Consider the following 26,683-nt stretch of genomic DNA (forward strand, 5'->3'; position numbering starts at 1 on the left):
GTTGCCCCTATCGCGCTCTTCATCGTCGTGGCCACCCACGAAAACGGAAATGCGTCTGGGCCCCGACGCATGTTACTGGGCCGGGCGCGGCCCACGGGTGCTTATTCGAGTTTCCAGACGGCCACGGTTCATCCAGAACAAAGCCTTTTTGAACTTGGATAGCCCAAGGTGAAGGGCGCTCTGGCAAAGAACGCAGAGGCGAATAGCCCTCCGACAGCCCCGAAAAGACCCCTTAGCGCCCTACCATCTCCCTGGGCTTGGGGCTCTCGCCCAGGGCGTTCTCGCCGGTGAACTCGCGGCCCAGAATCAGGGTGTGGATGTCGTGGGTGCCCTCGTAGGTGTCCACGGTTTCCAGGTTCAGCATGTGGCGGATGGCGTGGTACTCGAGGGTAATCCCACTGCCCCCCAGGATTTCGCGGGCCGCCCTGGCCCCGTTGAGCGCAGCTCGCACGTTGTCGCGCTTGCCCAGCGAGACCTGCGCCGGCTTGAGCTTGCCGGCATCCTTGAGCTGGGCCAGCCGCCAGGCCAGCAGAAGGCCCTTGGTGTGGTCGGCGGCCATGCGGACGAGTTTTTCCTGCACGAGCTGCCGGCTGGCGATGGGCGCCCCAAAGGTGGTGCGGCTCTTGGCAAACTCGAGGGCCTCGGTATAAACCGCCTCCAGCGCACCCAAGGCCCCCCAGGCGATGCCATAGCGGGCCTGGGTAAGGCAGGAAAGCGGCCCCTTGAGTCCCTTTACCCCTGGCAGCATGGCGCTCTCCGGCACCCGCACATCCTCCAGCACCAGCTCGCTGGTGACGGAGGCCCGCAGCGATGCCTTGTGCTGAATCTTGTTGGCCTTGAAGCCCCGGGTGTCGGTGGGCACGATGAAGCCCCGCACCACGCCCTCGTCGTCCTTGGCCCAGACCACCGCAATATGGGCCAGGTTGCCGTTGGTAATCCACATCTTGGAGCCGTTCAGCACGTAGTCGCTCCCGTCACGCCGGGCGCGGGTCTTCATGTTGGCGTCGGGGTCACTGCCGCCGTCGGCCTCGGTAAGGCCAAAGCAGCCCACGTACTCGCCCGTAGCCAGCTTGGGCAGGTATTCGCGCTTCTGCTCCTCGGAGCCATAGGCCCAGATGGGGTACATCACCAGACTGCTCTGCACGCTGCAAAAGCTGCGCAGGCCGGAGTCTATGCGCTCGAGTTCATAGCTCACCACCCCGTAGGAGGCCGCGCTGGCCCCCATGCCGCCGTACTCGGTGGGGATGCTGGGGCCCAGAAAACCCATCTCACCAAACTGGCGAATCAGGTGGGTGGGAAACTCGGCATTCTCCCACCACTCGGCAATGTGCGGCAGACACTCGGCTTCCAGAAACTTGCGGGCGGCTTTCTGGATATCGCGCTCCTCGGGGGTGAGCAGGTCGGTCACTTGGTAAAAGTCAAACATGGGGAACCTCGAGGGCCAATTCTACTTCAGCCCATGTCCCCATGCAGGCGCGAAGCAAAGGTCGCAGGTCAAAACCTAAGCGAGGATGTAGGCCACTATCGCCTTTCGACTATCGACCATCGACCACCCCCTCAGGGCAGGTACATCTGTTTGAGCTCGAGGATCTCCCGCCGGGCCTCGTCCACCTTGATGTAAAAAGGGGTGTACTTATCAAACGACCAGCCGAAATTACGGCCCCCAAGGCCCTGTATGAGCTGCTGGGGAGTAGCCTGGAAGTATTCCCCGGCATTTTTGAGCAGTAGGATTCTGGTGTTGCGGGTGAAGCGGAAGGTGCGAATCAGCGGGTTCTGGTTGGAAATCTCGATACCCGCCGGACAGTCGTCGCGGTTGCAGTCCTTCACCTCGACATAATCAAGCTTGACCGTCCAGACCCCCTGCACCTGCCGAAAATCGGTGATAAGGGCCACACGGTTTTGCACCTGGGCCAGAGTCAGACCAAGAGCCAATGCCAGAAGAACCGACAAAACACGCATATTTATCTTTCTCCCATTCTGCGGTAGCCAAACCACAGCGCCAGCAAAGCCGGAATCAGGGTTGTGGCTACCACGATTAACAACCACAAGGGCCCTTCCCCACTCCCCAGGTAGTCTGACTGACGCTGGGTAATGGCCAGGTACACCGGGCGGCTGGCCAGCACCACCAACAGCCCTGCATGGAGCAGCGTGAGGGCCATGTAAAGGAAGCCGCCCATTCCGATGGGCACCTCGGCGGGGTTGGAGGCATCGAACTTGGGGAAGGCGGCCCCCAGGCCCACCCCAATGCCTGCCGCTGTGATGGCCGAGGCCAGCCCCAAAATCAAGGAGATTTGGGTGAGGTTATCGTCCAGGCCGATCACCCTGGGCGAGTAGTAGCCCAGAACCAGGCCCAGCGGCAGCAGAAAGAAGAGGGCCAGCCCAAAGCGGGTCAGCAGCAGGGTTTGCTTGGAGACCGGGCCGGTCTGGAGCATCCAGTAGCCGGGGCCCTCGAGGCTGTACAGCGGATACGCAAGCCGCACCCCCACCCCCCCAATCACAAACCCCTGGAAGGCCAGGTGCATGAAACCCGCCACCAGTTGGAACCGGGTATCGCCCAGGGGCAGGTACTGCAAGCTGGTGGTGTAGAGCAGCACCAGCACCCCCACCAGAATCAGTTGGGAAGCCTGGTTGGCATCGCGGAAGAACAGGCGCAGGTCGCGCGCCCAGAGGGCCAGGGCCACGCTGCGGCCCGACCAGCGGTCCAGCAACCCCGCCCGCAGGATGCCACGCTCACGCACGGTGCCCTCGAGGGCCCGCACCCAGCCCTGCTGATAGGCATAGCCCGCCACCAGCCCCGCCAGCACCAGCAGCCCCCCCGAAAGGCCCAGCAACAACCAGAACTGTGGCTCCACATCACCCCGGGAAAGCCCCTTGAGGGCCTGCTGGGCCAGGGCCGAGGGCAGGAAGGGGGCGCTGGGGTCGCGGAAGGTCTGGAGAAAGCGGTCGAGCTCCTCCGGGTTGGCAAAGTCGGTCTGGAGCAGCACCTCGGGGCGCAAGGCCCGCAACAAGAAGATGAGCAGCCCGCCCAGCACCGCCCCCAGCGCGGCGGCCCACTCCCGCGCCCGGCCTGCGGGGGCGTAGCGCACCAGGGGCAGGGCCAGCCCCACCCCCAGCACCACCGGAAAAGCGAACAGGGCCAGCGCGACCAGGGTGGCTCCCACAAAGAACAGCGGGGGTGCGCCGTAATGCGCCCCATAAGCAAACAGCACCGGCAACACCAGCAGGGTGGGAAGTAAGGCGGTGGTCACGAACACCTCCCCCACCTTGAACATGAAGACCCGGCTGGCCTTTTGGGGAAGGGCCAGGTGCAGGGGGAGGTCTTCGGAGGTGTAGAGCACCGCCACCGCGTTGGGCAGGGCAGAGAGCACCACCGAGCTCGAGAGCACCAGCAGCAGGCTGCCCAGAATGCGCTCGACCAGCACATCGCGGGTGAAGGCCGCCGCCAGGCGATTGACAAAAGCGTTGCTGCCAAAGAGTTCGTTGGAGATGAAGTTCAGAAACCAGCTTGTGCCCGCCCAGGCCCCATACGCCAGCCCGGCCCCCAGCAACAGCCCCACCAGGGCCGAGGCCGGCGCCTGACGAAACCCATTCCACAAAAGTTGCAAGCGCAGGGTCAGCATCCGACCTCGAGTCTAGACCACCCGCTCCAAAGCATTGGTGCGTTTGCGCCGCTTCGTTGCGAAGTACCCCAACAGAAAGCCAGGCATCCTTGGCCTGGCTACACCCCTTGGCGAGGGGCAAAGCAAACTTGGCTTATGGCTTATGGCTTATAGCTTATAGCTTATAGCCATTAGCTATTAGCTATTAGCTATTAGCTTTTGGCTCTCCCCTTTCCCTGACAAATGCCCCTAGCCGCCGGGCCTCTCTTGTGCCTTAGACTGGAACAAATGTTAGTCAAAGACGTAATGCACAGCCCGGTGCTGACCGTGGACGCCGCGGTGACCCTCGAGGCCGCCTATCACATCATGCTCCAGCGCAATATCCGGCACATTCCGGTAACGCAGGAGGGCCGCCTGGTGGGGATGATTACCGACCGCGATATCCGGCTGGCCACCAGTCCCTTTGCAGAAGGCGGAGCCAGGCCCATCGAGACCCCGGTGGGTCAGGTGATGGCCCAGCCGGTGATTACCGGCGACCCCCTCGACCCGGTGGAGGAGGCCGCGCGGGTTATGCGGCAGCGCAAGATTGGGGCCCTGCCCATCCTGGACGGCAACGAGCTGGTGGGTATCGTAACCGGGATCGACCTGCTGGATGCGCTTTTGCGCCTGACCGGGGTACAGAAGCCCAGCGGGCGGCTCGAGGTCTGCCTCGATGACCGGCCCGGCGAGCTGGCCCGCCTGAGCGGCGAGCTGGCCCAGCACAACATCAACATCCATTCCCTGCTAACCTACCCCTGCGACGAAGGCACCGTTACCACCGTGGTGCGGATCGGCACCCTGGACGTCCGCAAGCTGGCCCACGATCTGCGCCAGAAGGGTTACGAGGTACGCTGGCCCCCCGAAATTCCTGGCAAGAGCTTATGAGCGTCCCGGTCATCTACAGCCCCCAGTACAAGCTCTACAACTTTGGGCCGCAACACCCCTTCAGCCCGGTGCGGCTCGAGATGTTGCTGGATTTACTGGAGCATCTGGGCCACCCCCTGCATTTTGTCGAACCCGCCCAGGCCACCCGCGAGGACGTGCGCAGCGTGCATCTGGAGTCGTTTGTGCGGCGGGTGGAGGCTGCTGGGCGGGGGGAGCGCTCGCCCGATTTTGATCACTACGGCATCGGCACCGCCGACACCCCCATTTTTGCCGGTATGGACGAGGCCGCCCGCTGGCTGGTGGGGGGCACGCTCACGGCAGCAAAGATGATCTCGAGTGGCCAGGCCAAAGAGGTCTTGCAGTTGGGGGGTGGCCTGCACCATGCCCAGAAAGACCTGGCCTCGGGGTTTTGTGTTTACAACGACCTCTCGGTCGCTATTCGCTACCTAACCAACCAGGGCTTGCGGGTAGCCTATATCGATATTGACGTGCACCACGGCGACGGGGTGCAGTGGATTCACTACGACGAGCCAAACGTACTCACCTTCTCGATCCACGAGTCGGGCCGCTACCTCTACCCCGGCACCGGCCACACCCACGAAATCGGCAAGGCCGAGGGCACCGGGCGCAAGCTGAATATCCCGCTGGAGCCTTTTACCGAGGACGATTCCTACCTGGAGGTCTTGCAGATGGGCCTCGAGCCCGCCCTGCGCTGGTTCCGCCCCGATGCGCTGGTCATTCAGTGCGGCGCAGATGCCCACTACCAGGATCCTTTGGCCGAAATCCTGCTCACAACGCGGGCCTACGCCAAGGTGTTCCCACTCCTGCGCCAGTACGTAGCCGATTTTGCAGGCGGACGCGCGGTCTATACCCTGGGCGGCGGTTACAGCCTGGATGCCACCAGCCGAATCTGGGCCATGCTCTACCTGATGCTTCAGGGACTACCCCTCCCCGACCATCTTCCCGAACCCTGGCTCAGGCGCTGGGGCACCCGGTTAGGCCATTTCCTCACCCACACCCTGCACGACCTCGAGGGCGCTTATCCCGAAATTCCCCGCAAACTCGAGATCGAGCGGCGCAACCGCCAGGTAACCGAGCGGATGCTCGAGTCGGTGCGACCTTACTGGAAATGAAGCCAAAATAGCGCCGGTTATAGCGGCCATCGGAATCGTCGGCAAAGCACATCAGCGATTTTTGCGTCCGCTTCAAGCTTTTGCATCCTTCCACCAACTCGTTCAGGCTCTTATACCCCGATAACCACCGATACAGGGGCATGGGACTGGCGGCGAAGCGACGGAGGTTGCGCAACGCAGTCAGAGCCTGGGCGCCTTTGCGGGTACGACAGGCATCCTCTCCAAGCGCCACATCCCGCTTGTGGTGCGGCCGGTTCTCGATAGCCCAGTGACCTTGGCCGAGGCGCGCCAGGGTAGCGGCAGCGGCCTGTTGCTCCAAAGCCCACACAAACCGATAGAGGGCGGCCTGCACCGGCAGGGCCCGACCGCTGGCCCGCCTGAGCAGCCAATCCCGCCGATCCTGCACCCACCGGGCAATCGCCAGCACGTTGGTGCGCCCACTCCCCAACCCCATCAGCACCTGCAGGAATAACGGGCGCCAATCGTAGGTGGTGTTGTGGCCTCGCAGATCGGGTACTTCCATCAGGTAGGGAATCGGGCTGGGGATCTGTATGGTCGTCTTCATGCAGAGAATAAAAGCCTGGGCCGCGGCGGTGGGGGTGGTGGGTGAAGCGGGGTAGGATCCCCTAAACCGAGGCCAGGTCGCCAAAGCGCTCCCTGAGCGTCCCCACGCCCACGCGGTCGCAGTAGTCCCCGAAGGCTTCGCCCTCGAGTCGCTCATGCTTGTAGGCGGCCAGGAGGGGCTCGAGCCTGTTGACAATTTCCTCCCGCTTGACGTTGTCGAGGTAGACTTGCCCCAGCCGGGTTCCCAAAGGGCTCCCGCCCAGGTAGATGGTGTAGGAGCCCAGGCTGCGGCCCACCAGCCCCACCTCGGCGCTATAGGGCCGGGCACAGCCGTTGGGGCAGCCGGTCATGCGGACGTGGGGGATGGGGCCGTCGTGCAGCTCGAGCCTCCCCAGCAGCGCGTCGAACTCGCGGATCACCTCGGGCATCACCCGCTCACTCTCGGTGATGGCCAAGCCGCAGGTAGGCAGTGCCGGGCAGGCCATGGCGTTCTGTACGGCGAGCGGGAGGGTGCCGGGAAGGGCGACGCCATGGTTGCGGAAGATGGCTTCGATAGCGGCCTGGTCAGAGGGGTCAACGCCGACGAAGAGGATGTTCTGCTGGGCAGTGAGGCGCACCTCAGGAGCGAAGCGCTGCACCACCTCGCGAATCGCCGCGCGCAGGTTTTCCTTGACCCGCCCGTTCTCCACGAAGAGTCCGAAGAATAGCTTGCCGTCGCCCTGCTCATGCCAGCCCAGGTGATCGTCGCCCGAGAGCCACTCGAGCGGGCGGGCTTCGGGCAGGGCGTAACCCACGTAGCGCTCGACCTCGGCCTTGAAGCGTTCAATGCCCCAGGCCTCGACCAAGTACTTCATACGGCTGAACTTGCGGTCGTCGCGTCGCCCGTGGTCGCGCTGCACCTTGACGATGGCCTCGACGACCTCGAAGAACTGCTCGGGCCCAACGGTGGTGAGGGGTTTGGCCAGCACCGGATGGGTGTCCTTAGCCCCGTGGCTCTGGCCCAACCCGCCGCCCACCAGCAGGGTGAAGCCCTCGAGCCCCCTCTCCCCCACCACCGGGACGATCCCGATGTCTTGGGTATAGACGTCCACGCAGTTGTCGCCGGGGAAGGCGAAGCCAATCTTGAACTTGCGCGGCAGGTAGGTATCACCGTACAGCGGCTCGCTTTCCTCCAGGCTCGCCGCTCGCTCCCCGTCCAGCCAGATCTCGTAGTAGGCGCGGGTCCTGGGCTTGAGCCGGTCGGAGAGCTCTTTGGCGTAGCGCATCAACTCGGAGCGCTGGCGGTCGGCAAAAGGCGCCGGGCAAGCCACGATGTTGCGTACCACGTCCCCGCAGGCCGAGAGCGTGGTCAGGAGGTTGCGGTTCAACACCTGCATCAGGGGTTTGAGGCCGCCCTTGCGAACCCCGTGGTACTGGATAGCCTGGCGGGTGGTGATGCGCAGCGTCGCGTTGCCTAGCTCGTCGGCCAGCCGGTCGAGGGCAAGGTATTGCTCGGGGGTGAGCACCCCGCCGGGAATCGCCACCCGGATCATGAAGGAGTAGTCCGGTCCCAAGCCCTGGGCCTTGCGGGCCTTACGCACGTCGCGGTCGTCCTGCTGGTAGATGCCGTGAAACTTGAGGATCTGGTAGCCCTCTTCGCTGAAGTGATCAGTGCCGTTGTGCAGTTCGGCGTCTACCGGCCCGCGCAGGCGGTTGCTGGCGATTTTCACGTACTCAACTTTGGACAGCTTTGCTTCTGACATGGCGATTCCTTTGTGCGTTTTTCTGCCTAGCCCAAGGCTCCAGAAACGACCCGTTCAGCGGTCTGTTCAATTGCCCTCAACTGCTCCCTCAGGCGCACGACCTGCCCGATGACCCACACGGCGGGGGATCGAACCTCGACCTCTCCTTGGGCCACCTGCCCCAGCGTGGCGATCACCACCCGCTCCTGGGGGGTGGAGCCCTTTTCGATGAAGGCCACCGGCTCATCGGCCCGGCGTCCGAGCCGCAGCAACTCCCCAGCGATGCGCACGCGCTGCTTGACCCCCATCAGCACCACCAGGGTGTCCACCTGAGCGTAGGGGGTGAAGTCGGGCAGCCCTCCCCCCTGAGCCTGACCCGTCAGCACCGCGAAGCCCCCCGCCACCCCCCGCAACGTCAGGGGGATGCCGGCCAAGCCGGGCACGGCCAGGGCGGAACTGAGGCCGGGCACCAGCTCCACCTCGAGGCCCTCGGCGGCCAAAAACGCCCACTCCTCCCCCCCCCGGCCATAGACCATGGGGTCCCCCCCTTTGAGCCGCACCACCTTGCGCCCGGAGCGGGCGTGGTGGAGCAGTTGCTGGAAGATGGCCTGCTGCACTGAATCCTGCTCGCCCGCTTCCTTGCCCACGTAGAGGAGCTGGGCCAGAGGGTTGACCCGTTCCAATACCGCGGGGCTGACCAGGCGGTCGTAGAGCACCACCTCGGCTTCTTGCAACACCCGCAGGGCCTTGAGCGTCAGCAACTCGGGGTCGCCCGGTCCTGCCCCCACCAGGTAGACCTTGCCTCTACCTCTACCCCCACCCCTACCGCTGTCCTTCCCCGCACCGCGGTCCTTCACCCAATTCCCCTCATCCCTGGGGTTGGGGTTGGGGTTGGGCTTCACGTAGTTGACGTGCTTGACGTCCCTGACGTGGTTCAGGCGGCTCAGGAAGCCCAGGAAGCTCACACGGTTCAGGCTCACGAGGGCACCTCCAACGCTAAGGCCAACTCGGGGGTCTCCGAGGCCAACGCCGATGCCGATGCCAATGCTGGTGCTGATGTTGATGCCGATGCGTTGTGCTGGTGGTACAAAGCCGCCAGCAGGATCTCCCGCGCCTCTTCCACTTCCCCCAGGGCCAGCCGTTCCAGCGCGGGGCTGTCGATCATGCGATACCAGGCGGCCTTCCGGGCCTCGAAGTCGTGGGGATAGCTTTGCAGCACCAGCGGTCGAAGCGAGCGCAGCAGTTGGAGGTAGAGGGCGTACTCCGGACCGTACGCCTGGGCCAAGCCCTGCTTGATCCTCACCCCTAAAGCGGGGGCGGCTCCGCTGGTGGAGACCGCGATCACCAACTCGCCCTGCCGGTGCACCGCCGGCAGGATGAAGTCGCAGTGCGCGGGGTCATCGACCGCGTTGAGCCACACCCCCCGCTCGCGGGCTTCCTGGGCGATGAGCGCGTGGAGGGAACGCTCGCGGGGATGGGCGAAGCACAGCGAGAAACCCGCCAGGTCTCCCCGCTGATACCCCCGCCGCAGCCAGCGGAGACGGCCTTCGTGGAGGAGGGGCTCGAGGCCGGGGTGCGCATGGGGGGAGAGCAGGGTCACCTTGGCCCCCACCTCCAGCAGACCCCGCACCTTGGCCTCCGTCTCCCAGCCCCCTCCCACGAACAGCACCTCCCTGCCGGTTAGGTCCAGCATCACGGGATAATAAGCATGAGCATGAGGTAGAGCCATGGTTCACCGAGCCAGACTCGGCACGCTCCGAAGCACCAGATGCGAGCCGATAAACATCAGCCAGAGCAAAAGCCCCAGCCGGAAGGGGCGCTGGGCGATCCGCTGGGCCAGCCAGACTCCGGCCAGCGATCCCAGCAGTCCGCCCGCGGCTATTTTGAGCAGCAGGGGAAAGTCGGCCTGGCCCAGCGCGGCGTGAAGCCCGCCGCCGATGGCCGAGAGGATCAGGCCGAACCAGATGTCGGTTCCCACCACTTCCTTAGGCAACAAGCGGGTTCCGCTCATGAGCAGCAGGGTTCCCAAAGCACCCGCGCCCGCCGAGGAAAAGCCCACCTCGAGGCCGATAAACGCCGCGACCAGGACGATCCAGGCGGGGTGGAGGCTTCGCGGGCGGATCTTCCTGAGCGTAAGCGTGAGGTTGATCAGGGCCACGGTAATGATGGTCAGCCCGATGACCACCAGAACGGCATCCTTGTGGCTCTTGAGCGAGCCCAACAGGAGGCTCCCCGCCGCCACGGCAGGCACTCCCCCGGCCAGCATCCAGGCCAGCGCCCGCAGATTGACCTGCTTCCGCGCGAAGTAAACCAGCCCTGCGGGGATCTTGGCGAAAACCGAGAACAGCAGCGCCGTGCCCACCGCGACTTCGGCGGGTACGCCCAGAAAGAGGATCAGCACGGGAGCGGTGATGGTTCCGCCCCCCACCCCCGAGAGGCCGATGCTCAGGGCGATCATGAAACCTGCGAGAATCTCGAGCATCTTAAGCACTCCTCACGGCTTCATCCCGGTACGCCGCGCGCAACACCTCGGCCACCTCGGGGCGGGTGAACTCCGGCGGCAGCGAGGCCCCCGAGCGCAAGAGTTCGCGCACGCGGGTTCCCGAGAGGATGAGGTGATGAGCCCCGTCGTGCGGGCAGGTGCGCGCGGAGACGATGGAGCCGCAGGTCTTGCAGTAGAAGGTGTGCTCGAACTTGAGGATGTGGATGCCGATTTCCCCGGGAGCAAAGGCCCCGAAGATCTCCTGCGCGTCGTAAGTTCCGTAGTAGCTGCCCACCCCGGCGTGGTCGCGCCCGACGATGAAGTGGGTGCAGCCGTAGTTCTTGCGGCTGATGGCGTGCAGGATGGCCTCGCGCGGCCCGGCGTAGCGCATGGCCGCCGGGTAGACCCCCAGGAGCACCCGCTCCTTCGGGTAGTAGCGCGCGAGCAGCACCCGGTAGGCCTCCATCCGCACCTGCGCAGGCACGTCGTCGGCCTTGGTAGCACCCACCAGGGGGTTCAGGAAGAGGCCGTCGATGTGCTCGAGGGCCACCTTGTGCAGGTACTCGTGGGCGCGGTGGATGGGGTTGCGGGTCTGAAAGGCCACCACCGTCTTCCAGCCACGCTCCTGGAAGATGCGGCGGGTCTCGAGGGGGGTGTAGTGGTGCTCGGGAAACTCCCCCCGATCCAGCCGGAATAGGCTCACCCGCCCGGCCAGGTTGACCTCGCCCTGGCTCAGGATGGCGGCCACCCCGGGGTGGGCGGGGTCGGTGGTGCGGTAGACCTCGAGGGCTTCCTTTTGCTTGTCGGGCCGGTACTGCTCCGCGACCTCCAAGAGCCCCACCGTCTCACCCTTTCGGGTCAGGCGCACCGTGCTGCGGTAACGCGGGGCCTCGGCCTCCGCCACGCTTAGGGTGATGGGGATGCTCCAGGGCAGGCCGCTGGCGAGGCGCATGTGCTCGACCACGCTCTTGTAGTCGGCCTCGCCCAAAAAACCCTCCAGCGGCGAGTACACACCGGTGGCGATGAGCTCGAGGTCGGCGTAGCTGCGCTCGGAGAGCTCGAGGGCGGGGAAATGGGCGTATTCGCGAGGATCGGCCTGCAACAAGCGGTTGACTAGCGTTCCGCCGTGCGGGGCGATGCGCCCCTGGCTCCACTGGCTCATGGCCGAACCTCCGGTCGGTTTTTGTGGACAAGGTTTGTCAACTTTTCCATATCGTCGAGCCTTACTTCCTCTGGCTTTGCGCTTAAAGGGCCTTCTCCCCCATCCACAGCCCGCACTCGGTCTTGCCCTTGCCCTCCCAGCGGCCCGCCCGCGCGTCCTCACCAGGGCGCACCGCTCGCGTGCAGGGCCAGCAGCCGATGCTCAGGAAGCCCGAGGCGTACAGGGGGTTGACCGGCAAGTCGTGCTCGCGAGCATAGGCCTCTAGCTGCTCCCGCGTCCAGTAGGCCAGCGGGTTGATGCGCAGGCGTTCACCCTCCTCGAGGAAACCGAGGAAGGCCCGGGTCGAGGCCTGATCGCGGCTCCTGGCATTGAGCAGGGCGCTGGGCCGCTTGAGGGCCAGGTAGTCCCGCAAGGGAGCGACCTTGCGCACCGCGCAACAACCATCCGGGTCGCTGCGGTAGCGCTCTTCCCCCCAGGGTTCCTCTTCCAGGCCGGCACTGAGGGTGACGAAGCGCAGCTGTGGGTAGCGCTCCTTGAGGCGATCGCGGGTTTGCAGCGTCTGGGGGAAGTGGTAACCGGTGTCCACGAACACCACCTCGCCCGTGTATCCCGCTTTGGCGGCCAGGTCGATGAGCACGACGCCATTGAGGTTGAACCCGCTGGGCATGAGCAGATCGGGGTAATTCTCCAGTGCCCATCGAATGACGAGCATGGGATCGGTCCCCGCGTCCCAGGTATCGGGGGTTGAAGCCTTCGATGCCTTCACGCCCGCACCCGCACTTCCACACCCAGGCGCTCGAGCGCGCCCAGCAAGCGGTCGAGGCTCTCCTGGAGGCTTAGCTGATCAGTCCGCAGGTGCAGATCGGGGTTCAAGGGCGGTTCATAGGGATCGGAAACCCCGGTGAAATTGGCGATCTCTCCCCTGAGCGCCCTGGCATAAAGCCCCTTCACGTCGCGCTGAACCAGCACCTCCAGCGGCGCGTCCACGAAAACCTCGAGCTTCCTCGGAGCCTGGGAAAGCACCTCCTCGCGGGTAGCCCGGTAGGGGCTGATCGCGCTCACCAGCACGATCACGCCGTGCTTGGCTAGCAGGTTGGCCACGAAGCCGATGCGCCTTATGTTGGTGTCGCGGTCCTCTCGGCTGAAGCCAAGCCCCTTCGACAGGTGCTCGCGCACCACGTCGCCATCGAGGTGCTCGACCTTCTGGCCCGCTTCGTAGAGGTGAACCTCGAGGGCTTTTGCCAGCGTGGTCTTGCCTGCGCCGGAAAGCCCGGTAAACCAGACCACCACCCCGCTCATGCTTCGGCCCAACCCGCGTAGCTGTCCAGCAGCACCCGCCAGGCATTGCGGGCCGCCACGTCCGCTACCAGCGCCACAGCCGCCAGCACCCAGGCCGCGAAGCCGGGGTGGTGCAGCGTCACTTCCTGTTCAGAGCCGGTGCGGGCGTCGAGCCGGGTGGGGCCGAACTTCACCTCCACCGGCTGCGCCACGCCCTCGAGGTAGGCCCAGCCCGAGGCTGAATCCTCTGAAAACTCCAACTGCGCGCTCGAGCCGTGCTCGGCCCCCACCAGGCGAAGCTGGAGGCGCTTCCCCCCGTGCTGAGCATGCAGGGCAAAGGCCCGCCCGCTGCTGGCCACCGAGCCCAGAAGCTGGCCCTGATGGGCCTCGAGGTACACGTTCTCGCCGAAGATCGCCCCACCCAGCCGCCCCACGAGCCGCTTGCCATCCCAAGCAAGCTGCACGCGGTAGCTCATGCCGGAGCGCCGCACCTCGCCATGGATGCGCTGCGCGGCTGAAAAAGCCTCGAGGGATGAAGGGTGTTTTCCCAAGTTATGAACGGGTTCGTGGTTCAACAAGTTCATGGTGTGCTCCCATAGCAGACGATTCCAAGTGCCGACGGCCAGCGACGAGGCTAGGACAACAGCGCCCGGAACACGAAAGCACACGCATGATCTGAGACTTGGACATAGCTTCCAGCACAAAAACCTCCTTATCTTCCCCGGACGGTGTCCGGGCCGGAATTGGCACCTACGCAGAAACGCTTCAGATTGCTGGCTGAAAGCCCCTACGGGTTGCCGCAGCTTCGCAGGGCCGTTCCCTCCGCTGCTCTGGATAAGACCCGAGGGTGCTGCCGCACCCATCCCGACTTAAAGCCGGGATGGAAGGTAGGCTAGCATAATTGATAAAACTTGTAAACTATTGGCGACGGTGTTCATCTACCTAACTGCTTCAGTCAGGGCTGAGCTGGCGGTACTCTTGCTCCAAGGCACCCTGGGTCTCGGCCCTGCGTCCATTCAAGGCGGCTTTACCACCTTCCAGGAAGCGTTGCCGCCACTTGTATTGAGCCTGGATCGCAAAAGACCGGTGCTCTGGTAACTTGTTTTACAGATTGTTTTGAAGCCCGGTCATTGCCAAAGTTTACTTTGTACGTCACATCGAGGGGACATTCGCGTGTATCGAAATCTTTGTTGCCAGACCACTAGGTGGTCTCGCTTTGGTGAAGCATTACAAGTACGATGAGGTAACGATGCAGCTCAAACCAGGCCTGTACCAGCACTACAAGGGCAAGCACTACTGGGTGCACGGCCTGGCCCGGCATTCCGAAACCGAGGAGTGGTATGTGGTCTACGAAACCCGTTATGGCGTCGAGCCCGAAACCCTGTGGATACGTCCCCTGGCCATGTTTTTAGAAGATGTGGAAGTAGACGGCAAACCCGTACCGCGATTTCGCTACCTGGGGGAAAACTCGAGCCCCAAACAACAATGAAGTGCTTCCTGTCTTGCTACAAACACCCGCAACTTGTACAAGAAGCCTGTTCCATCACAACAGCCCGCGAATGGCCCCGCCCTCTACCATGATGGCCTGACCGGTCAGATAGCTGGCCCTGGCCGATAACAAAAAAGCCGCCACATCGGCTATCTCCTGCGGCGAGGCCATGCGGCCTGCCGGAATTTGTGTGGTCTGCTGGGCATAGGCTGCTTCCAGGCTGATGCCCTGGTTCTGGGCACGGAAAGCAAATACCTCTTCGACCCGCTCGGTAAGGGTATAGCCTGGCCCCAGGGTGTTGACCGTAATGCCTGCTGCTGCTACTTCCCTGGCGAGGGTTTTGGCATAGCCGGTCAGCGCAGCGCGAAGGGTGTTGGAAAGGGCCAGGTTCTCGATGGGTTCTTTAACGGCCAGAGAGGTAATAAAGAGGATTCGTCCGAAGTGCCGCGACTGCATCCCCGGTAGCAAGGCATTCACCAGATTCACCATCGGGTACAACAACTGCTCGGCAGCAACCTGAAAGTCCTGGGCTTTCAAATGCTGGGCTGCACCGGGCTTAGGGCCGCCCGTGTTGCCGAGAAAGAGTTCAACAGTTCCCAGACTCTGGGCCTTAGCCACCAGTCGCTCCAGTTCATCCGGTCTGGCAATATCGGCGGAAATCGCATGGGCTTCTCCACCATCCCGCTCGATTTCGCGCACCAGCTCTTGCAGTCTTTCCATGTTGCGTGCAGCAACCACCACTTTTACACCTTCCTTCGCCAAGGTAGTGGCAATGGCCCGCCCAATCCCCTGCGAAGCCCCCGTCACCAGCGCCAGTTTGCCCGCGATTCCAAGATCCATAAGCCATATTACGGAAATCGGCCAGCACAATTCCAACACCCAGGCCGTTTCTCCAGCGGGCCGATGGCTATAGTAGCGAAATATACCCGGATAGTTTTTTGAGTGGCATTCCTAATACCCCTTGTCCGGCGACACCCCATGCGCAGCTTTTGACGTCTCTGACATTTTTTCTACATGTCGCTGACGGGGTGCCGTCACCTTCTCCCGCAAGGGGAGAACAAAAGGGGGTTCAGGTTAGTTTGGTATATGCCAAAAGTCGAAAGCCCTGGTTCAGGCCATGAAATGAAACCTGAGACTTGTTATGGCTACTTCAAGGGCTTCAGATACCAGCTCAGGGTGGGACCGCTATCGCGCAGGTGCTCAAAGCCGACCCGCTCCCAGAAACGTTTGGCCTGTTCGTTATTGCCATACACCACCGCATAGAGCCGATCCATCCGGCCACGAAGCAGGGTCTCGAGCCGCTCTACAGCCGCCTTGCCCAGGCCCCGCCCTTGCAGGCTTTCGTCTATCAGCAACAGGCTGATGGTAGCCGAGTGCAGATCGGGGTAGGCCACCTTATAGTCCAGAAAACCCACCACTCGGTCTTCACGCTGCAACAACACGGCCTGCCGCCGGGTATCGTGGCGCAGGGTCTCGAGCTCGCGCCGAATATCGTTGAGGGTGGGCGTGTCACCCCCAATCAGGGCAATGTAGGTGGGACAATTCAAGTACAGATTATGCACAACAGAAGCCGAATCGGCGTTGACGGGCAGGAAGTCGAGTTGCACAGAGACTTTCATGATCTGCCCTGATTGTATCTGCCCACATTTGATTTGGGTGTAATTTGCAACCCAGCGCTTGTGTCTATCGTCACATAATAACTGCATCTTGGACGCAAAAATGCTAGTTTTTCAAGGCGGGATCAGGCTCTTATCATTTGCCTGAGGATCGTCGTTTCAACCCCTCACCCGGCGACAGCGGTGACCGCCAGAATTGTTTTATTGGGCAAAAGGAGCACCAAACCAGCCGGCGCTGTCGCCACCCTCTCCCGCAAGGAAAGGGGAAAACGATAAAAGCCTGAAGGCGGGATGAAATTCTTTGCATACGCGAGGGCTTCGGTGACACCAGTCCTTGTCGTGGCCGTGACCGCCCGTTCAGGCGGGCAGTGTTTTGTCCAGGACGAAGACTGCTCCATTTCACGAGACTATCCCGCAATAAAAACCCTCGGTTGCCCGAGGGTGCAAAAAGCTCCAAAAACTGGACTAAAAACGCTTGGCCGCTTCCACCACACTTACATTAGCGGCCTGGGGACCTTTACCATTCTTGCCCGGCTCAATCTCGAAGGTCACCACATCGCCTTCGTTCAGGGTGCGGAAGCCACGGGACTGGATAGCACTGTAGTGAACAAATACGTCCGGCTCTCCTTCTTCACGCTGAATAAAGCCATAGCCCTTTTCCGCATTGAACCACTTCACTTTGCCTTTTTGCATACTGCTCCTTATCACGGGCAACCCTGCTACAGTGCTAACCCGGCCCAGGACCAAGGCGCTGAACTACCCAACATTCATCTGCCCGCTCCTTCTGCCACGAAATGAGCCTTTTCGTAGCCAGGGCTGCGGGCAAAACAACATGGGCCACCTCAGAAAACTCCCAGACGCCTCAAGATAGCACCCCGAGGCGCTTGGTGTCTACCATATCCAGCAAAGCCGGGAGCCTGCGCTCCCGGACTAAAGACGGCCTCAAAAATTTTTAGGCTTGCTTGCTCTGAATGAAGTTAATCGCATCCTGCACGGTGCGAATCTTTTCTGCGTCCTCATCGGAGATTTCCAGGCCGAACTTGTCCTCCAGGCCCATGATGAGTTCAACCGTATCGAGGCTGTCCGCGCCCAGGTCTTCGATAAAGCGGGCTTCGGGAACTACTTTGTCTGCATCTACGCCGAGTTTGTCTACGATTACTTCTTTTACATCGTCCAGGATAGCCATGCTTCAACCTCCATCGGTCAGGGTGGGTACTACCGTGCGGGATTCTACCACATCAAAACCAGCGTCGGGGCTTTGTGCCGTTGGGCTCGAGGTTTAGTGTGGGGTCATGCCCCCGTCTACGCAAAGAGTCTGCCCATTAATGTAAGCTGCGTCGTCCGAGGCCAGGAAAGCCACTGCCTTGGCCACCTCCTCGGGCCGGCCCAGGCGTCCGGCGGGAATCTGTTTCAGGTATTCAGCCACCACGTTCTCGGGCAGGCTGGCGGTCATGTCCGACTCAATGAACCCTGGCGCCACCGCGTTAACGGTGATGCCGCGGGTGGCGTACTCTTTGGCCACCGACCTGGTAAAGCCAATCATGCCGGCCTTGGCCGCCACATAGTTGGCCTGACCAGGGTTGCCCAGAATGCCCACCACGCTGCTGATGTTGATCACCCGGCCCCACCTGGCCCGCATCATGAGTTTGATGGCCTCGCGGGTGGTGTGGAAGATGGCGCTCAGGTTGGTGGCAATTACCGTGTCCCAGTCTTCGTCTTTCATGCGAATTAGCAGGGTGTCGCGGGTGATGCCGGCGTTGTTGACCAGAACCTCGAGGCCCCCCAGGGCCGCATTGGCATCCGCCACGAGTTTCTGAGCGGCCTGCGGGCTGCTCAGGTCGGCCCCCAGAACCACCACCTGGCTTGCACCAAGCTCCCGGGCTTCGGCAGCCGTAGCCTCGGCAGCCGCCTGGTTGCCCGCATAGTGTACGGCCAGCGCATAACCCCGGCGGGCCAGTTCCAGTGCGATGGCCTTACCGATTCCTCTCGAAGAACCCGTTACCAGCGCTTTTCGCATCGTTCCTCCAATCCTCTTTGGCCCAACAAACACCAGCTCTGGCTGTCATTTGTAGGCACATGTCGCAGGTCTCATGTCTCAAGTCAGGCAATCCAAAAAAAGTGTCTGCTGCATGCCAGGGGCCTACCCGACCACGGCCAGGTACTCGGCAATCTCCGCCGGGTTGGTGAGGCTGCGGGCTTCGACCCCTTCCAGCGTCCGTGCCACCAGGCCGGTCAAGACCTTGCCGGAGCCGAACTCGAGGTAGGTCTTGACCCCCTGCTCCTTCAAATGCTGCAAAATTTCCACCCAGCGCACTGCATGGGTAATCTGCTCCAGGAGCAGTTCCCGAATCAGGGCGGGGCGGGTCTCGGGCTGGGCCAGTACATTGGAATAAACCGGAAAGCGGGGCGGATGCAGCTCCACCTGGAACAAATCGGCGTGCAGACGCTCCCGCGCAGGCCGCATCAACGAGGAGTGAAAGGGCGCTGAAACGGGCAGGGCAACTACCCGGGCCCGGTGACCCTTCAGCACCTCGGTGGCCCGGGCCACCCCCTCGGCGGTTCCGGAGATAACGGTTTGCTCAGGCGAGTTGTAGTTGGCAACCTCCACCCCGGCAATACCTGCGGTCAGTTCCTGAAGGGTCTGGGCCGGCACCTTGAGCACCGCCGCCATGGCCCCCACCCCCACCGGCACGGCCTCCTGCATGTACTCGCCCCGCTTGCGCACCAGGCGCAACCCATCTTCCAGGCTCAGGGTTCCGGCGGCCACATGGGCGGTCCACTCGCCTAAGCTGTGGCCCGCGGCAAAGTCGGGGAGGGTTCCGCCCGCTTCCAGATAGGCTTGAAAAGCCGCATAACCCACAGCCAGCAGTGCCGGTTGTTGGTTGGCGGTGAGCCTAAGCTCTTCTTCGGGCCCCTCCCACATCAGCCGGAGCAATCCGGGCAGGGTGGCCTCGGCCCGATCCAGGGCCTCACGGGCCGCCCTCGAGCCCTCGTATAAAGCCTTGCCCATGCCGATTTCCTGCGACCCCTGACCGGGGAACAACGCTGCAATCATTCCTCACCTCCATCTCAAAAGCGGCGACGCTGCACCGCCAACTCTGTTGGGGGCTTTCAGCATTCCGCCTCAATCCGGCTGCCACCAGGTCAGCACGCTGGCCGCCCAGGTCAGGCCCGCCCCAAAGGTCACGAACAGGATGTGGTCGCCGTTGTGGATTTTGCCGGCGTCCAGGGCTTCTTGCAAGGCGATGGGCATGGAGGCCGTAGAGGTGTTGCCGTAGCGGTCAACATTCACCCAGACCTGCTCGGGGGGTAGTTGCAGGCGTTCGCGGGCAGCCTCGATGATGCGGGCGTTGGCCTGGTGGGGAATCAGGTACTTGATGTCCTGGGGCTGGAGGCCGGCCTTTTCGATGGCCTCGAGGGTTGCGGTATTCATGACCCGCACCGCAAATTTGAAGACCTCACGCCCGTTCATGTAGGCATACTGCCCCATAGGGCTGCCATCGGGCAGTTTGTCGGCAATGCAGCGCAGCATGAGCTCCTTGCCACCGGAGCCGTCGGCCCCCAGCACAAACGACTTGAAACCATAACCCTCCGGCACCGGGCCAATCACCGCCGCTCCGGCTCCATCCCCAAACAGCACCGCCGTCGAGCGGTCGGTGTAGTCGAGAATTTTGGAGAGGGTCTCGGCGCCGATGGTGAGCACCTTGCGGGCCAGACCACTCTGCACCATGGCGTGGGCCTGGGCAATAGCGTAGCCCCAGCCGGGGCATCCCGCCAGGAGGTCGTAGGCGCCCGCATTCAAGCCAAAGTGGTTCTGTACCAGGGCCGCCGTGGCCGGGAACAGGGCATCGGGGGTATTGGTGGCCACAATCACCAGGTCTACCCCCTCGAGCGCACCCCGCCCGTGGCGGCGAATCAGATCTTCGACCGCCCGAAACGCCAGGTTGGAGGTGAACTCCCCCTCGGCAGCCAGCCGCCGTTCACGGATACCGGTACGGCTGACAATCCACTCATCGGAGGTATCCAGAATCTTTTCAAAGTCATGGTTGGTCATGACCCGCTCGGGGGCATAAGTGCCAAGGGCAAGGATACCGACGTTCAACGTTACCTCCTAACACTGCCCATAAGCTACTGGGCACTCCAACAAAGATAACACCCCCGCCCACTTTCGCGCCGGGATGAAACTTGCACCAAGTCCAGATGATGGGCGGGGTAGGCGCTTGTGAAGCATTGTCGGGCATTCAGCCCGGAAGGCGTAGGGCGCTCTTCACGTATTTCGAGCCATCCGACCTCCAAAAATTTTGTCCTGGACAGAACATAGGTCTGGGCCCAGAGATATTCTCGTTTTCGTGGGCAGCCACGTCTGTGAAGAGCGCCGTAAAAAAACCCAGACGGCTAGATCCATCTGGGTTGTCAGAGGTTTTTGCGTGCTATGCGCGGATTTCCAGAACCTTTTTACCGCCGTAGTAGCCACAGCTATCGCAAACGGTATGAGGGGTAACCAGGGCTCCGCAGTTGGCGCACTTGATGAGGGTGGGGGCCGTCAGGGTGGATACCACAGCCCGGCGGATGTCCCGGCGGGACTTGGATACTTTTTTCTTGGGTACTGGGTGCTTGGCCATCTCGGGTCACTTCCTTTGAGGAAACAACCATGTACTTAGGTTGCTTCCGGCAAACCGTTCTCCAATCTACAAGCTGCAGCCCAAAAGGTCAACCCAAGAGCTCCACCCGGTCGCCCTGCTTGAGGCCGAGGTTTTCCTGGGCATTGCCCAGGTGTACGGCCACCTCCAAGAGCCCGGCGCTCCCCACATAGGCCAGGGCGCTCCCCACCGGCACCTCGGCATAATGGGAGGCTGTCGGGATGCGATGATAGCGGATGCGTACGGTCTTACCCCGGATCTGGGCTGGGGTAGCCAGCAGGGTGGTGATGGCGTTGCCAAAGCGGTCAAAAGTCAGTATCTCGCCGTGGGTTCCAAAGTTCAGGTGGATGGGCAAACGCACCAGCTCGTGCACGGGCAGTTCAGGGCCAAAACGAGGGGGTTCGACCCCTGCCGAAAGGTGGGCCGCTACCGGCCCAAACACATCCCGCCCGTGGAAGGTGGCCGATTTGCGGGGCAGGTGGTAGCTCTGGTTCTCGAGCAAATAGGCTTTCCGCGGGGGGTCTTGCAAGTAAGCCAGGGTGAGCAGCCCGTTGTCCGGCGCCACATAGCAAAGCCGCTCCCCTACTACCAAAACTGCTCTACGGCTCGAGCCTACGCCAGGATCCACCACCGCCAGCACCACAGACTGCCGGGGCAGATAGGGCACCGACTCGTACAAAATGTAACTGGCCCGGTTCAGATCGCCGGGGGGCAGGTTATGGGCCAGGTCATGAACAACCACCCCTGGAGCCGTTTGCCGTATCACCGCCTTGACCACCGCAGCATAGGGGTCGGCCAGGCCAAAATCGGAGAGAAAGAAAATTTCCCGCATCTACCCGCAGTCTATCCAAAAAAATGTCGCAGGTCGCAGGTCGCATGTCAATTAAGTGCACAGTCGTATAAATACCCGTACAAAGTGTCCATTGCGGCACGAACTATGCAGTACGCTCTTGCAAAAGCCGTAGCAGAACCTCCCCCACACGGTAGGGGAGGTTAGGTGGGGTTGCTGAGCAGCGACTTTGCGCACTCGGGCGGTTGAGGGCCTCACCCAATACCCTCCCCCACCCTCCCTACGTGGTAGGGAGGGGGCTCTATGTCAATCCCTCCCGGAAATCCGGAGGTGTACGGACATCTCTACGACGATGTATTAAGCATCTCCACGATAGATGGGTAGGGAAAGGGTGATTCACGAGGCTGCGCCGCTGCAAACCCTAGAATTCGCACTTCCGTTGAGCAGCATGATATTTCTATCGCGGGCGCACTTAGCTATCGGCCATTGACCATCGGCCATCGGCCATGGACTATCGGGTATGGATCGCTCTGATCAATCTCACAATACAGTCCAGAATGCCTTCGGCCTTCCGCTTTCAGCCTTGGGCCTCACCTTAGCTACCCAACAACGTGCGCGTCAGGGGCAGGTTGGCAATCAAAGCCAGAATCAATCCAGCCAATACCCAGGCGGTGGCGCCGGCCAGGGCCCCCCTGGTGCGCATATAAAGCCAGCCCAGGAAAAGGCTGGCCATCAGGAAGAAGACCGTAGGGCCGGGTATGGCCAGGGCAAACAGCACCGGGATCATGAAGTTACTCAGCTCTTTGTAGCGTTCCTTGAAAACCGGATACCCCACCCCACGGATGATCAGCTCTAGCAAAGCCAGGCCGAAAAAGATGGGGTACATGGTGCCCAGTCCGCTCAGTCCCAGGGGTTTGGCAATATAAGCATACAGGGCCAGCAAAGCCAGCAAGACCAACCCCGCCCAGGTGCCCTCAACCCAGCTCGAGCGCGGCCCCAGGGCGTTTTGCATACCTTCCCGGCTGACATTCTGATAAGCAATCAGGAGCGCAAAAGCCCCCAGCAAGAAATAAAACACCGGACGCACCACCTGGCCCTGAAAAGGGGTGAACAGGGCCAGCAGGTTCTGGTACAGAAGCTGCCCAATGCCTACCGCAGCCAGCCCTGCCAGCACAAGCGCCAGAATCAACCACAGGTGGATGGAGCCAGGGCCAAAGCGCCGCTCATTGCCCATTTCTACTGTGCGCATGGGCTCGATGCGGCTCTCTCCGTAGAGCACCAGCCCCAGATAGAGCAAAAATACCACCAACCAGGGCCAGACCTTGCCCAACAGACTGCTGGGCAGGCTCATCCTCGAGGACAACTGCCGCAAGACCAGCGAGCCCTTGTCGAACTCGCCCAGCCCGTAGTAAACCATCGCCAAGAGGCCCAGGGTTCGGGTGTAGTCACCCTCCAGGGGCCCTAGGCGGGGCAGTACTTCCTCGAGGGCCTCTGCCGCCGCACGGGTGTCGCCCGATAGCCACATCAGACGGGCCCGGGCAAGCTGCTCCCTGGGGCTGCTGCCCAGCAGATCCAGGGCTTCCTGGGGCCGGCCCAGCCGCTCCGCCAGGCGGGCAGCGCCCAGTCGGGCTTCCTCCGAAGCCGTCACCCGGCGGAAGGTGGCATAGGCCTCCTCGTACCGACCCAGGGCTTCGTTGATCTGGGCCCGCAACAGCACTGCCTCGGTGTTCAACCCCCGCGGCAATCGGGCCAGCGCATCGGCAGGACGGCCCTGCAAGAGTTGAAAGCGCGCATCCAGCAGGGCCACCTCGGGGTCTTGCGGGCTGAGCTGAATCATTTGCTGGAGGAATGGCTGGGCCGCACCGGGATTATTTTCTTCCAGATATATTCGCCCCAGCAGTTTGATACTGGGCAGGTGGTTAGGGTCGGCTACCAGCGCGAGCTGGCAGGTGGCTCGAGCGCTGTCCAGCACACCGCGGTCATACAGGGCTTTGCACTGAGTGTAATAGCCTTCCGCCCCCAGTTGGGCCAGGGCCGTGAACGCAAATAAGGCGATTCCCACGGCAAAAGGAACCGCTCGTAACGCTATCATGGGGGTAGTGTAACATGCCAGCCCAAACTTCTTGCCCACAGATGCACATCCGGTAGAATCCATGCCGTATAGGGGTCGGCTACGAGCCGCAATAGAACTTCGGGAGGAATAAGTATGAAGGGTTTGGTGCTATGGCTGGTGCTGTTGCTGCCCTTGGGTTTGTCCCAGAACGTGGCAGCGGTTGAAAAACTGGTTGATGAAGGCAAGTTTCAAGAAGCCTATGAAGCGGGCTTGCGCCTGGGCAGCGCCGAGGGTTTGATCCTGGCCGCCAAAGCGGCCAGCTACTATGCCGGCTACCAGGCTAAGGACAGCGAAAAAGCCGACTGGTATGGCCGGGCCGAAGCCGCCGCCCGCCGCGCCATTCAGGCTGACAATGACAACGCCGAAGCCTATTTTGAACTGGCTCGCGCCCAGGGCCGTCTCTCGCAATACCGGGGCATTCTGGAAAGCCTAGGGCTGGCCAGTGGCATTAAGGAGAACCTGGATCGAACCCTCCGCCTGAACCCCCGCCATGCCGGGGCCCGGGTCGCGCTGGCCCTGTGGCATCATTCGCTCATTTCCAAAAACGTGGGCTGGCTCTATGGGGCCAACGGCAATGCGATAATGCCGCTCTTCAACGAGGCGATTCAGCTCGAGCCCCAGGCCATCATCCACAAGGTCGAGCTGGCCGGGGTACTGGCTGCCCAGGGCAAAAAGGAAGACGCCCGAAAGCAGTACGAGGCCGCGCTGGCGATAGCCCCCAAAACCGCCGCTGACCGCTTTGACCAGGAGCGGGCCCGCCGGGAAATGGCCGCTCTTCGCTAAAGCTGATAAATACCCCCCAATCGGCACGGCGGTTTGATACAATTCACTGGGTTTAACCCCTCTGGTCTGGTAACTGAGGATGCCTCTGATGAATCTAACATCTGCCTATAACTTCTTGTTGTCATTCCGAGGCGCACGCAGTGCAACGAGGAATCTGGTACTGCATGGGTACACTGAACACAGTGAATCGCACCGCGTCAGATTCCTCACCTCGCTTCGCTGCGTTCGGAATGACTAGGAAATAGTTACCAGAGCACTAGTTTTATAGATATTAGATTTTCAAAAGGAGCTTTCATGAACGACCCTTTTGGCCGTATCCCTGGCTGGAGCCCCCATCAGCGCGTAGGCCTGTTTGTAGATACCCAAAACCTCTACCACTCCGCCCGCGACTACTACGGGCAGAACGTCAATTTTGAGAGCCTGATGCGCTTTGCCATTGGCAACCGCCAGCTGGTGCGGGCTACCGCGTACGTGGTGGAGCGCGAACACGACACCTCGGCCTGGCCCTTCATCTACAAGCTCTCCACCATCGGCTTCCGGGTGCGCCGGATGAACCTGACCCTCAAGGAGACCACCGACGAGGGCAAGCCCATCTACGAGGGCAACTGGGATATGGGCATTGCCGCCGACATGGTGCGCCTAATGCACACCCTGGATGTGGTGGTGTTGGGCAGCGGCGACGGCGATTTTGTGGACATTGTGGAGGTGCTGATGGAGCGGGGCCTGCGGGTCGAGGTTATTGCCTTCAAGGAGACCACCTCGCAAAAGCTGATTGACGCCGTAGACCGCTTCATCCACCTGCCCGAAATCGAGAACGCCTTTGTGCCCAGCAAGGAGCGGGAACGAACCCTGATCCCCAGAACTGAGTGAAATCGGCAATCGTCGCTCTATCGCCAGTCAGCCGTGCATGTAAGCCCTAGTAGCAAAGCCATCGAGACTGCTCGGGTGGTCAAGAGAATGTGTGAACTTCCGCTCGGTTGCCTCGGAGGCCTGCGACCTGCTGACAGTGACGTTGTATGAACCTCGAGGACTTCGACTACCCCCTACCCCCCGAACTCATTGCCCAGAGCGGCGCCGAGCCCCGCGATTCGTCGCGCTTGATGGTGATCCACCGCAGCACCGGCCAGATGGAGCACCGGATTTTCCGTGACCTACCCGACTACCTCCAGGCAGGCGATGTGCTGGTGCTGAACGAGAGCCAGGTGATTCCCGCCCGCACCTTTGCCACCAACCCCCACGGCACCTTGCTCGAGGTTTTGCTGGTACGGGAAATCCCGGCTGAAGCAGGCCCGGGCGGATTGTGGGAGGCTCTGCTCAAACCAGCGCGGCGGGCCAGGGTGGGCTCGGTGCTGACCTTTGCCGATGGCCTACAGGCCACGGTGGAAGCCGTGGAAGAAGATGGCACCCGGCTGCTGCGCTTTACGGGGAATGTGTGGGAACACCTGGAAAACATCGGCAAAACCCCCCTCCCCCCTTACATCCAGGCCGCGGTAGACCCCGAACGCTACCAGACCGTTTATGCCAGAACCCCCGGCTCAGTAGCCGCGCCTACTGCCGGGCTGCACTTTACCCCGGAGCTCCTGGACAGGATTCGGGGCCTGGGGGTCAGCATCTGTTACGTGACCCTCCACGTCGGGCCGGGCACCTTCAAGCCGGTACAGGGCGACCCCGACCGGCACCACATGCACCTCGAGCCCTACGAGGTGCCCCCCCCTACCGCCCAGGCCATCAACCAGGCCAAGGCCGAAGGGCGGCGTATTGTGGCCGTAGGAACAACCGTGGTGCGGACCCTCGAGACCGCCTGGAACGGTACCCAGGTTCGCGCTGGTGCAGGGGAGACCCAGCTCTTCATCCGTCCGGGGTTTCAGTACCACGTGGTGGATGCGCTCATCACCAACTTTCACCTGCCCAAATCCACTTTGCTGATGCTGGTCTCGGCCTTTATGGGACATGAACTCATGCAACGGGCCTACCAGACCGCCGTGGCTGAGCGTTATCGGTTTTATAGCCTGGGTGATGCAATGCTGATTCTGTAGGGGTTGGGGGTCAGGGGACAGGGCTCAGGGTTCCGGGGATTTACAAGCCGTTTACCGCACAGGCCAGTCCAGTTCTCGCAGCCCGCATCGCCAAAGCCTCGAACTAAGTGCGCCCGCGATAGAAATATCATGCTGCTCAACGAAAGTGCGAATTCTGGGGTTTGCAGCAGCGCGGCCTCGTGAATCACCCTTTCCATACCCATTACGTTTCTATCGTGGAGATACTTAATCACTGGTGCTAGTCACAAAACGATGTCAGCTATACACAGGTCTGGGGAAGCAGCGATGAGGTTCAGGGCGATGATGAGGTAAGCCCACCAAGCGGTAAAGCCAAGTTCAGTACGGTGATGGCG

Annotated in this window: 27 protein-coding genes and 1 riboswitch; of the genes, 6 read left to right on the top strand and 21 right to left on the bottom strand. The window is 62.0% G+C overall.

Annotated features, from left to right (window positions below; genetic code table 11):
* Positions 1-232: 232 nt before the first annotated feature.
* From J3L12_RS13070 to J3L12_RS13080, 3 genes are all read right to left on the bottom strand, one after another.
* On the bottom strand, positions 233-1,426 hold the full coding sequence (locus J3L12_RS13070; RefSeq protein WP_208015500.1) for an acyl-CoA dehydrogenase family protein: 1,194 nt from the start codon (positions 1,424-1,426) through the stop codon (positions 233-235).
* A 131-nt stretch (positions 1,427-1,557) separates the two neighbouring features.
* Positions 1,558-1,959 carry a hypothetical protein gene (locus J3L12_RS13075; protein WP_208015501.1) on the bottom strand — a complete coding sequence of 134 codons (402 nt, stop codon included), beginning with the start codon at positions 1,957-1,959 and terminating at the stop codon, positions 1,558-1,560.
* 2 nt (positions 1,960-1,961) lie between these two features.
* Positions 1,962-3,620: a hypothetical protein gene (locus J3L12_RS13080; protein ID WP_208015502.1), complete on the bottom strand. Its 1,659-nt coding sequence runs from the start codon at positions 3,618-3,620 to the stop codon at positions 1,962-1,964.
* A gap of 267 nt (positions 3,621-3,887) precedes the next feature.
* On the opposite strand from J3L12_RS13080, the gene J3L12_RS13085 reads away from it, so the two are divergent.
* Together J3L12_RS13085 and J3L12_RS13090 are read left to right on the top strand one after the other, a co-directional pair.
* On the top strand, positions 3,888-4,523 hold the full coding sequence (locus J3L12_RS13085; RefSeq protein WP_208015503.1) for a CBS and ACT domain-containing protein: 636 nt from the start codon (positions 3,888-3,890) through the stop codon (positions 4,521-4,523).
* Positions 4,520-5,656, top strand: coding sequence for an acetoin utilization protein AcuC (locus J3L12_RS13090; RefSeq protein ID WP_208015504.1), 1,137 nt, complete (start codon positions 4,520-4,522; stop codon positions 5,654-5,656). Before J3L12_RS13085 ends, J3L12_RS13090 begins: the two co-directional genes overlap by 4 nt.
* A gap of 626 nt (positions 5,657-6,282) precedes the next feature.
* On the opposite strand, the gene J3L12_RS13095 is transcribed toward J3L12_RS13090, so the two are convergent.
* The 8 genes from J3L12_RS13095 to J3L12_RS13130 form a co-directional block, all read right to left on the bottom strand.
* The gene (locus J3L12_RS13095) at positions 6,283-7,968 is read right to left on the bottom strand and encodes an NADPH-dependent assimilatory sulfite reductase hemoprotein subunit (RefSeq protein ID WP_275052667.1); all 1,686 of its coding nucleotides are present in this window, start codon (positions 7,966-7,968) and stop codon (positions 6,283-6,285) included.
* 20 nt (positions 7,969-7,988) lie between these two features.
* Positions 7,989-8,798 carry a uroporphyrinogen-III C-methyltransferase gene (gene cobA, locus J3L12_RS13100; protein ID WP_208015523.1) on the bottom strand — a complete coding sequence of 270 codons (810 nt, stop codon included), beginning with the start codon at positions 8,796-8,798 and terminating at the stop codon, positions 7,989-7,991.
* Between the two features lie 119 nt (positions 8,799-8,917).
* Positions 8,918-9,634 carry a bifunctional precorrin-2 dehydrogenase/sirohydrochlorin ferrochelatase gene (locus J3L12_RS13105; protein WP_208015505.1) on the bottom strand — a complete coding sequence of 239 codons (717 nt, stop codon included), beginning with the start codon at positions 9,632-9,634 and terminating at the stop codon, positions 8,918-8,920.
* 39 nt (positions 9,635-9,673) lie between these two features.
* Complete coding sequence (locus tag J3L12_RS13110; RefSeq protein ID WP_208015506.1) at positions 9,674-10,423, bottom strand: sulfite exporter TauE/SafE family protein; 750 nt, start codon at positions 10,421-10,423, stop codon at positions 9,674-9,676.
* Between the two features lies 1 nt (position 10,424).
* A complete protein-coding gene (gene sat / locus J3L12_RS13115; protein WP_208015507.1) occupies positions 10,425-11,585 on the bottom strand; it encodes a sulfate adenylyltransferase in 1,161 nt (386 codons plus the stop codon).
* A gap of 82 nt (positions 11,586-11,667) precedes the next feature.
* Positions 11,668-12,297, bottom strand: a complete 630-nt coding sequence (locus J3L12_RS13120; protein WP_208015508.1) for a phosphoadenylyl-sulfate reductase — start codon at positions 12,295-12,297, stop codon at positions 11,668-11,670.
* A gap of 50 nt (positions 12,298-12,347) precedes the next feature.
* A complete protein-coding gene (gene cysC, locus J3L12_RS13125) occupies positions 12,348-12,884 on the bottom strand; it encodes an adenylyl-sulfate kinase (protein ID WP_119280165.1) in 537 nt (178 codons plus the stop codon).
* A complete protein-coding gene (locus J3L12_RS13130; RefSeq protein ID WP_119280163.1) occupies positions 12,881-13,447 on the bottom strand; it encodes a hypothetical protein in 567 nt (188 codons plus the stop codon). The genes cysC and J3L12_RS13130 overlap by 4 nt, the downstream gene beginning before the upstream one ends.
* A 125-nt stretch (positions 13,448-13,572) precedes the next feature.
* Positions 13,573-13,704: riboswitch (SAM riboswitch) on the bottom strand.
* Between the two features lie 408 nt (positions 13,705-14,112).
* Between J3L12_RS13130 and J3L12_RS13135 the strand changes: the two genes are divergently transcribed.
* Complete coding sequence (locus J3L12_RS13135; protein ID WP_208015509.1) at positions 14,113-14,352, top strand: DUF1653 domain-containing protein; 240 nt, start codon at positions 14,113-14,115, stop codon at positions 14,350-14,352.
* A gap of 54 nt (positions 14,353-14,406) precedes the next feature.
* On the opposite strand, the gene J3L12_RS13140 is transcribed toward J3L12_RS13135, so the two are convergent.
* The 10 genes from J3L12_RS13140 to J3L12_RS13185 form a co-directional block, all read right to left on the bottom strand.
* On the bottom strand, positions 14,407-15,192 hold the full coding sequence (locus tag J3L12_RS13140; protein ID WP_208015510.1) for an SDR family oxidoreductase: 786 nt from the start codon (positions 15,190-15,192) through the stop codon (positions 14,407-14,409).
* Positions 15,193-15,497: 305 nt separating this feature from the next.
* Positions 15,498-15,971, bottom strand: coding sequence for a GNAT family N-acetyltransferase (locus J3L12_RS13145; RefSeq protein ID WP_208015511.1), 474 nt, complete (start codon positions 15,969-15,971; stop codon positions 15,498-15,500).
* 462 nt (positions 15,972-16,433) lie between these two features.
* Positions 16,434-16,661 (bottom strand): cold-shock protein, encoded by a 228-nt coding sequence (locus tag J3L12_RS13150; protein WP_208015512.1) that lies wholly within the window; start codon positions 16,659-16,661, stop codon positions 16,434-16,436.
* Positions 16,662-16,920: 259 nt separating this feature from the next.
* Positions 16,921-17,154 (bottom strand): acyl carrier protein, encoded by a 234-nt coding sequence (gene acpP / locus J3L12_RS13155; RefSeq protein ID WP_119341717.1) that lies wholly within the window; start codon positions 17,152-17,154, stop codon positions 16,921-16,923.
* A 93-nt stretch (positions 17,155-17,247) separates the two neighbouring features.
* Positions 17,248-17,985: a 3-oxoacyl-[acyl-carrier-protein] reductase gene (fabG, locus tag J3L12_RS13160; protein WP_208015513.1), complete on the bottom strand. Its 738-nt coding sequence runs from the start codon at positions 17,983-17,985 to the stop codon at positions 17,248-17,250.
* 123 nt (positions 17,986-18,108) lie between these two features.
* Complete coding sequence (gene fabD, locus J3L12_RS13165) at positions 18,109-19,023, bottom strand: ACP S-malonyltransferase (RefSeq protein ID WP_208015514.1); 915 nt, start codon at positions 19,021-19,023, stop codon at positions 18,109-18,111.
* 69 nt (positions 19,024-19,092) lie between these two features.
* The gene (locus tag J3L12_RS13170) at positions 19,093-20,070 is read right to left on the bottom strand and encodes a beta-ketoacyl-ACP synthase III (protein WP_208015515.1); all 978 of its coding nucleotides are present in this window, start codon (positions 20,068-20,070) and stop codon (positions 19,093-19,095) included.
* A 328-nt stretch (positions 20,071-20,398) separates the two neighbouring features.
* Entirely contained in the window at positions 20,399-20,590 is a 192-nt protein-coding gene (gene rpmF, locus J3L12_RS13175) for a 50S ribosomal protein L32 (protein WP_208015516.1), read from the bottom strand.
* Positions 20,591-20,678: 88 nt separating this feature from the next.
* The gene (locus tag J3L12_RS13180; protein ID WP_208015517.1) at positions 20,679-21,440 is read right to left on the bottom strand and encodes an SAM-dependent chlorinase/fluorinase; all 762 of its coding nucleotides are present in this window, start codon (positions 21,438-21,440) and stop codon (positions 20,679-20,681) included.
* 553 nt (positions 21,441-21,993) lie between these two features.
* Positions 21,994-23,490 carry a tetratricopeptide repeat protein gene (locus J3L12_RS13185; RefSeq protein ID WP_208015518.1) on the bottom strand — a complete coding sequence of 499 codons (1,497 nt, stop codon included), beginning with the start codon at positions 23,488-23,490 and terminating at the stop codon, positions 21,994-21,996.
* Positions 23,491-23,604: 114 nt separating this feature from the next.
* Here J3L12_RS13185 and J3L12_RS13190 point away from each other — a divergent pair, with 114 nt between their 5' ends.
* The 3 genes from J3L12_RS13190 (at position 23,605) to queA (ending at position 26,330) form a co-directional block, all read left to right on the top strand.
* Positions 23,605-24,294, top strand: coding sequence for a hypothetical protein (locus tag J3L12_RS13190; protein ID WP_208015519.1), 690 nt, complete (start codon positions 23,605-23,607; stop codon positions 24,292-24,294).
* A 294-nt stretch (positions 24,295-24,588) separates the two neighbouring features.
* Positions 24,589-25,164, top strand: coding sequence for an NYN domain-containing protein (locus J3L12_RS13195; RefSeq protein ID WP_208015520.1), 576 nt, complete (start codon positions 24,589-24,591; stop codon positions 25,162-25,164).
* Between the two features lie 146 nt (positions 25,165-25,310).
* A complete protein-coding gene (queA, locus tag J3L12_RS13200) occupies positions 25,311-26,330 on the top strand; it encodes a tRNA preQ1(34) S-adenosylmethionine ribosyltransferase-isomerase QueA (RefSeq protein WP_208015521.1) in 1,020 nt (339 codons plus the stop codon).
* Positions 26,331-26,683: the final 353 nt, after the last annotated feature.

The organism is Meiothermus sp. CFH 77666 (assembly GCF_017497985.1).
Taxonomy (GTDB): domain Bacteria; phylum Deinococcota; class Deinococci; order Deinococcales; family Thermaceae; genus Meiothermus.